General features: G+C 66.0%; 6 protein-coding genes and 1 pseudogene. All 7 read left to right on the top strand.

The features are described from left to right. Positions 1 to 130 precede the first annotated feature (130 nt). Positions 131 to 1,405: a Glu/Leu/Phe/Val family dehydrogenase gene (locus APY03_RS18860; protein WP_068678985.1), complete on the top strand. Its 1,275-nt coding sequence runs from the start codon at positions 131 to 133 to the stop codon at positions 1,403 to 1,405. A 518-nt stretch (positions 1,406 to 1,923) separates the two neighbouring features. Then, a complete protein-coding gene (locus APY03_RS18855; protein WP_068678982.1) occupies positions 1,924 to 3,969 on the top strand; it encodes a conjugal transfer protein TraG in 2,046 nt (681 codons plus the stop codon). After that, positions 3,966 to 4,472: a ribbon-helix-helix domain-containing protein gene (locus APY03_RS18850; protein WP_068678980.1), complete on the top strand. Its 507-nt coding sequence runs from the start codon at positions 3,966 to 3,968 to the stop codon at positions 4,470 to 4,472. The genes APY03_RS18855 and APY03_RS18850 overlap by 4 nt, the downstream gene beginning before the upstream one ends. After that, positions 4,469 to 5,506: a P-type conjugative transfer ATPase TrbB gene (trbB, locus tag APY03_RS18845; protein WP_068678978.1), complete on the top strand. Its 1,038-nt coding sequence runs from the start codon at positions 4,469 to 4,471 to the stop codon at positions 5,504 to 5,506. Before APY03_RS18850 ends, trbB begins: the two co-directional genes overlap by 4 nt. After that, on the top strand, positions 5,503 to 5,862 hold the full coding sequence (locus tag APY03_RS18840; protein ID WP_068678976.1) for a TrbC/VirB2 family protein: 360 nt from the start codon (positions 5,503 to 5,505) through the stop codon (positions 5,860 to 5,862). The genes trbB and APY03_RS18840 overlap by 4 nt, the downstream gene beginning before the upstream one ends. Then, entirely contained in the window at positions 5,859 to 6,125 is a 267-nt protein-coding gene (locus APY03_RS18835; RefSeq protein WP_068678974.1) for a VirB3 family type IV secretion system protein, read from the top strand. The genes APY03_RS18840 and APY03_RS18835 overlap by 4 nt, the downstream gene beginning before the upstream one ends. Positions 6,126 to 6,135: 10 nt before the next feature. After that, a pseudogene (locus tag APY03_RS44080) lies at positions 6,136 to 7,157 on the top strand (conjugal transfer protein TrbE); the annotation flags it as partial.

Below are 7,157 nucleotides of genomic sequence, written 5' to 3'. Positions count from 1 at the left end.
AGCTGTTCTACATGGACAAGACCATGATGGTCTTCGGCGATGCCAAGAAGGTGGTCGAAGACATGGGCAAGGCCATCGAGTGAGCAGCTCCAAATTCGTCTTAACTTTGTAACCTTCTTCTCTGCTTTTCATGTGTCAAGAGCTTTCCTTTGTCACCCCAAGCGCCAATAGCCCGTGGGGTACGTACCTTCAGCAGGTCGACCGCGTCGTGCCCTACCTGGGCGCTCTGGCCAAGTGGTCCGAAACGCTGAAGCGGCCAAAGCGCGCGCTAATCGTCGACGTGCCGATCGAGATGGACGATGGCACCATCGCCCACTTCGAGGGCTACCGCGTGCAGCACAACATGAGCCGCGGACCGGGCAAGGGCGGCGTGCGTTTCCATCCCGACGTAACGCTCGAAGAAGTGATGGCGCTGTCAGCCTGGATGACGGTAAAGACCGCCGCAGTGAACCTGCCCTACGGCGGTGCAAAGGGCGGCATCCGCGTCGACCCAAAGAAGCTCTCGCTGCAGGAACTGGAGAAGGTCACGCGCCGCTACACCAGCGAGATTGGCATCATCATCGGGCCGCAGGTGGACATTCCCGCTCCCGACGTCAACACCAACGCCCAGATCATGGCGTGGATGATGGACACCTATTCGATGAACGTCGGCGGCACCGCCACCGGCGTCGTCACCGGCAAGCCGCTGCACCTTGGGGGGTCGCTCGGGCGCGTCAAGGCCACCGGCCGCGGCGTGTTCGTCACGGGCCGCGAAGCGGCGCGACGCCTGGGCCTCGACCTGCGTGGCGCGCGCATCGCCGTGCAGGGCTTCGGCAACGTGGGTTCGGTTGCGGCCGAACTCTTCGCCGAAGCGGGCGCGAAGATCGTCGCGGTGCAGGACCACACCGGCACGGTCGTCAACGCGGACGGCCTCGACCTGGCCAAGCTGATCCCGATCTCGCGCACCGTCGCCGGCGCCGTGAGCTTCAAGGGTGGCGACGTGGTGCCGAACGAGCAGTTCTGGGACGTGCCCTGCGACATCCTGATCCCGGCCGCGCTCGAAGGCCAGATCACCGCGGAACGCGCCAAGAAGACCACCGCCAAGCTGGTGCTGGAAGGCGCCAACGGCCCAACCGTGCCCGAAGCCGACGACATCCTCGCCGAGCGCGGCGTGCTGGTCGTGCCCGACGTGATCTGCAACGCCGGTGGCGTGACCGTGAGCTACTTCGAATGGGTGCAGGACTTCTCGTCCTTCTTCTGGGACGAAGACGAAATCAACGTGCGCCTCGACCGCATCATGATGAACGCGCTCAATCACATCTGGGACACAGCCGACAGGCACAAGATCACGCTGCGCACCGCGACCTATGCGGTGGCTTGCGAGCGCATCCTCATGGCGCGGCAAGAGCGCGGTTTGTACCCGTAGATGAACGCCTTGGATGTTGCGCCTACCGAGCATCAGCGATCACAGGCTCTACGCTCAGTGAATGGCGCTGGAGCGCGAGACGGCGTCGAGGTGCAGGTCAAGGCGATACGCGAGCGCCCGCTGGATCAAGCGACTGGACCGCTTCGCGCGCGAAACGATAAGGCAGGCGTCTACGTGCTGCCGCCGCTGATCCAGCGACGGAATCTGCCGTCAGCAACAATGCAATGAGCGTCAACGAGAACGCAAGCTTGATGCGCTTGAGCCGTTCATCGCCGAATCGGCCTTGGACGCGAGAGTTCGAGTGATGGATGCTCCTGACCAAAACGCTGGGGATTTTGCGTCTCCAGCCTCTTGGAATCCAGCCAGCCAACTGCGCTTTCAAGCGACAAACACGCCAGCCTTCGCTGAGCTACGCCCTCATGGGTGTACTGCACGGCGCACCGATTCCAGACTCGTGCGATGCGCGCCACGGGCGCGCATGCGCGTGGCGCTTTGGAGCGCAGAAGGGAACGTACGGCATGGCAGTTCGATCCGGAGTTGGCGAAGGCGGGACGTCCAGCGTCCAGACGGGCATCCTGTTCGGTCAGGTGGCTACCGTCTTGTGCGCGGCCATTGGCGGCGTATGGGGTGCCACGCAGTGGACCGCCCGGGCGCTGGGCCACCAGCCGCAACTGGGGCCTGCATGGGCGGACGTCGCTGGCTTCCCGATCTATGAGCCCTGGAAGCTGTTCGAGTGGTGGTACTGGTATGACGTTTATGCGCCGGAAGTGTTTTTGCGCGGCGGTGCAATCGCCGCATCCAGCGGGCTGCTGGCCACGGGAGTGGCCATCGGCATGGCGGTCTGGCGCTCGCGGCTGGCGCGCCGCGTTACCACCTATGGCTCCGCGCGGTGGGCCGAGACGGAGGATGTCCGCAAGGCAGGGCTGACCAATCCTTCCGGCGTCCTCCTCGGCCGCAAGGACGACGACTACCTGCGCCACGACGGGCCCGAGCACGTAATGGCCTTTGCGCCCACGCGCTCCGGCAAGGGTGTTGGCCTGGTTGTGCCCACTCTGCTGTCCTGGCCCGGCTCCGCAGTGATCCACGACATCAAGGGCGAGAACTGGACGCTCACCGCAGGCTGGCGTTCACGCTTCTCGCACTGCCTGCTGTTCAATCCGACCGACTCCAAGTCGGCGGCCTACAACCCGCTGCTGGAAGTGCGGCGCGGCGTGCACGAAGTGCGCGATGTGCAGAACATTGCCGACATCCTTGTCGATCCCGAGGGTGCGCTGGAACGGCGCAACCACTGGGAGAAGACCAGCCACGCGCTACTGGTCGGCGCAATCCTGCACGTGCTCTATGCCGGTGAGGACAAGACGCTGCGCGGCGTCGCCGACTTTTTGTCCGATCCGGCTTGCCCCTTCGATGTCACGCTGCATCGGATGATGGCCACCAAGCATCTGGAGAACGGTGAGGGTGGGGCGCCGCATCCCGTAGTCGCGTCGGCTGCACGTGAAGTCCTCAACAAGAGCGAGAACGAACGCTCGGGCGTGCTGTCGACGGCCATGAGCTTCCTTGGCCTGTACCGCGATCCGACGGTCGCCGAAGTCACGTCGCGCTGCGACTGGCGCATCGCCGACCTGATCTCGGCCGAGCACCCGGTGTCGCTGTACCTCGTTGTGCCGCCCTCGGACATCAGCCGCACCAAGCCGCTCATCCGCCTGATCCTCAATCAGGTCGGTCGGCGTCTGACTGAATCGCTCGACGGATCGGATGGCATCGAGCGCAGGCACAAGCTGCTGCTGATGCTCGACGAGTTTCCGGCACTCGGGCGCCTGGATTTCTTCGAATCGGCGCTGGCCTTCATGGCGGGCTACGGCCTGCGTGCCTTCCTGATCGCGCAGTCGCTCAACCAGATCGACAAGGCCTACGGGCAAAACCATTCGATCCTCGACAACTGCCACGTTCGCATCGCGTTCGCCACCAATGACGAGCGCACCGCCAAGCGCATCTCCGACGCGCTAGGCACGGCCACCGAGTTGCGCGCGCAGCGCAACTATGCCGGCCATCGGCTCGCGCCGTGGCTCGGGCACCTGATGGTCTCGCGCCAGGAGACGGCGCGCCCGTTGCTTACGCCCGGCGAGGTGATGCAGTTGCCGCCCGACGATGCGGTGGTGATGGTCTCGGGCCATCCGCCGATCAAGGCGCGCAAGATCCGCTACTACCTCGACCGCAACTTCACGGTGCGCGTGAAGCCCGCGCCGCTTGTTGCATCAGGCGGGCGCTATGCAGACGCCCCGGCGCCGCGCCCCGACGACTGGAGCGGCCTTGCGCCGCTTGCCGCGCCCATTCTGGACATGGCGATGGCAGGTCAGGGCGGCTCCGTCGACGACGGTGGACGCCAGCATCAGCCCGAGTTGGGAGAGGTGGCGTTTATCCCGCAGCCCGAGCACAGCGCTGACGACCTTGGCCTGCTCGATGACGATGACTCTCCGCTGCCCCTGCCGACGCAGCTGGACCCGCGCCTGCAGCGCGCAGCACGGGTGGCCGCGCTGGACCCCGACGATGGGATCGCCCTATGAGCCGCGCCCGCCTGAACATCTTCCTCGAGCGCGACCACGCACGCCGGTTGGACGAGCTCGCCGCAATGAAGGGCCTGTCCAAGTCTTCGATCATCGCCGCCGCGCTGTCCTCGTTCCTCTCCCCCGACAGTGGCGACCAGCGTGAGGCCGCCATCGCCAAGCGGCTGGATCGCCTCTCGCGCCAGTACGACAAGCTCGAACGCGACCAGAACATCCTGATCGAGACGGTGGCGCTGTATGTGCGCTACTTCCTGACCGTCAGCACGCCAGTGCCCGAGGCGCATCAGGAGGCGGCACGGGCGCAAGGGCGCCTCCGCTTTGAGCAGTTCATCGAACAGCTCGGCCGTCACCTCCTGCGTGGACGCAGTCTGGTCAAGGACGTGTACGAGGAGATCCAGCCCGAGGACAGCCAGTTCTTCGGATTGAGTGATCCTGTGGGGAACACCTCCGCAGATGATCGGCCAGCGACCCCGGCTTACAGCAAACCGGAGGCGGCTTCATGACCGGCGCGCCGCGAGATCCGAACAGATCTGTTGCGCCGGGATCGCTGGCCCTGGACCGTCGCATCCGCATGCTGCGCACAGCGATGGGACCGGAGATCGCGCAGGCGCTGGCCGATCCCGACGTGGTCGAAGTGCTGCTCAACCCGGATGGATCATTGTGGCTGGACCGCCTCGGCAGCGGCCGTGCGCCGATGGGCGTCACGCTGTCGCCCGCCGACGGCGAACGCATCATCCGGTTGATCGCGGCACACGTGCGCGCCGAGGTGCATGCGGACAAGCCCCTGCTAACCGCCGAACTGCCCGAGACCGGCGAGCGCTTCGAGGGCGCGCTGCCGCCGGTCACACCAGGACCGGTGTTCGCGCTGCGCAAGCGCGCCGTCGCGGTGATACGCCTGGAAGATTACGTGGCTGACGGCATCCTCTCCGCCGACCAGGCCGCATTCCTGCGCGTGGCCGTGCGCGACCGCCAGAACATCCTGATCGCAGGTGGTACGAGCACCGGCAAGACCACGCTCGCCAACGCATTGCTCGACGAGGTGGCGGCCACCGGGGATCGCGTGATCGTGCTGGAAGACACGGTGGAGCTGCAGTGCACGGCGGACGACCACGTGCCGCTGCGCACGCGGCCTGGCGTGGTCAGCATGACCGAACTCGTGCGCTCTACGCTGCGCCTGCGCCCTGACCGCATCGTCGTCGGCGAGGTCCGCGGCCCCGAGGCGTTGGACCTGCTCAAGGCCTGGGGCACAGGCCACCCGGGCGGCATAGCCACCTTGCATGCGGGCTCCGCGATGGGCGCGCTCACGCGTCTCGAACAGCTCGTGCAGGAAGTGTCGATGAACGTGCCGCGCGCACTGATCGCCGAGACCATCAACGTCATCGTCTTCATCTCCGGGCGTGGCCGCACGCGCCGTGTGGAGGCCATCGCGCGCGTCGTTGGCCTCGGCGCGAACGGCTATCAGCTCAGCCACGAACTGGCGTCCGCGCCATTGCCTTCGCTTCCCTCACTGCCATCACTTCCAGGAGAACCGTCATGACGACTTCGCGCATTTCCGTAGACCCGTCTCTGCACATCGGACGCTTTCGCCTGGCGCTGCAAATCGTGCTGCCGGCCGCGCTGCTGATGGCCTTCGCGCTGCCCGCCTACGCGGCCGGCTCGAACATGCCCTGGGAGGCACCGCTGCAATCCATCCTCGAGTCGATCCAGGGACCGGTGGCGCGCATCGTCGCGGTGATCATCATCATCGCCACGGGCTTGACGCTCGCGTTCGGCGACACGAGCGGTGGCTTCCGCAAGCTGGTGCAGATCGTCTTCGGCTTGTCGATCGCATTCGCTGCCTCGAGTTTCTTCCTGTCGTTCTTCTCGTTCAGCGGCGGGGCGGTGCTGGCATGAACGTGAATGACGCACCAGGGTTCGAGGTGCCGCTGCACCGTTCGTTGACGGAGCCCATCCTGATGGGCGGCGCACCGCGCACCGTGGCGATCGCAAACGGCACGCTCGCTGCGGCCGTCGGGCTCGGGCTGCAGCTCTGGATTCCCGGGCTCCTGCTATGGCTCGTAGGCCACTCGCTCGCGGTGTGGGGTGCGCGTGCGGATCCGCAATTCATGCAGGTTTTCGCGCGGCACATGAAGCAGCGATCACTGCTGGACGTGTAAGGAGCATGCGGTGCTGAATCTCGCTGAATACCGAAAACGTCCTGCGCTGCTGGCCGATTGGCTGCCCTGGGCCGCGCTCGTCGCGCCGGGTGTGGTGCTGAACAAGGACGGCTCTTTCCAGCGCACGGCGCGCTTCCGGGGCCCCGACCTGGACAGTGCGACGCAGGGTGAACTGGTGTCCATCACCGCACGCCTCAACAACGCGCTGCGCCGGCTGGGCTCGGGCTGGGCCCTGTTCATCGAGGCGGAGCGCCTACCGGCTGCCGGCTATCCCCGCTCCGACTTCCCGGAGCCGCTGTCCTGGCTGGTGGAGGAGGAACGTCGCGCCGCGTTCGAACAATCCTCCAGCCACTTCGAGAGCCGCTACCACCTGACGCTGCAGTACCTGCCGCCCGAGGAGTCCCGTGCGCGCGCGGCAGGAATGCTCTATGAGAACCGGGCGAGCGATGGGGTGGACTGGCGAGATCGCCTGACCGCCTTCGTCGCCGAGACTGACCGGGTGCTCGATCTTCTCGACGGCGTGATGCCAGAGATCGCCCGGCTGGACGACGCACAGACGCTGACATACCTCCATGCCACGGTGTCCACCCGCCGCCATCCGGTGGCCGTGCCGGAGGTACCTATCCATCTGGATGCGCTGCTGGCCGATGCGCCGCTCGTAGGCGGCCTCGCGCCCATGCTGGGCGATGAGCACCTGCGCGTGCTGACCGTGCGCGGCTTCCCGACCTCGACCTGGCCGGGCATCTTGGACGATCTGAACCGGCTCGGCTTCGCCTACCGCTGGTCTACGCGCTTTCTGTGCATGGACAAGGCCGAGGCGGAGAAGGAGCTGACGCGCCTGCGCCGTCAGTGGTTCGCCAAGCGCAAGAACATCGTGGCGCTGCTGCGCGAGACGATCTTCCAGCAGGAGAGTGTCCTGGTGGACACGGACGCCAGCAACAAAGCGGCGGACGCCGATGCGGCGCTGCAGGAACTGGGCAGCGACCAGGTGGCCTTCGGCTATCTCACCGCCACGGTGGTGGTGATGGATGC

It is taken from the genome of Variovorax sp. WDL1, from assembly GCF_001541225.1.
Classification (GTDB): Bacteria; Pseudomonadota; Gammaproteobacteria; order Burkholderiales; family Burkholderiaceae_C; genus Variovorax.
The sequence above is the reverse complement of the archived record's forward strand: the minus strand, read 5'-3'. Positions and strand labels throughout refer to the sequence as shown.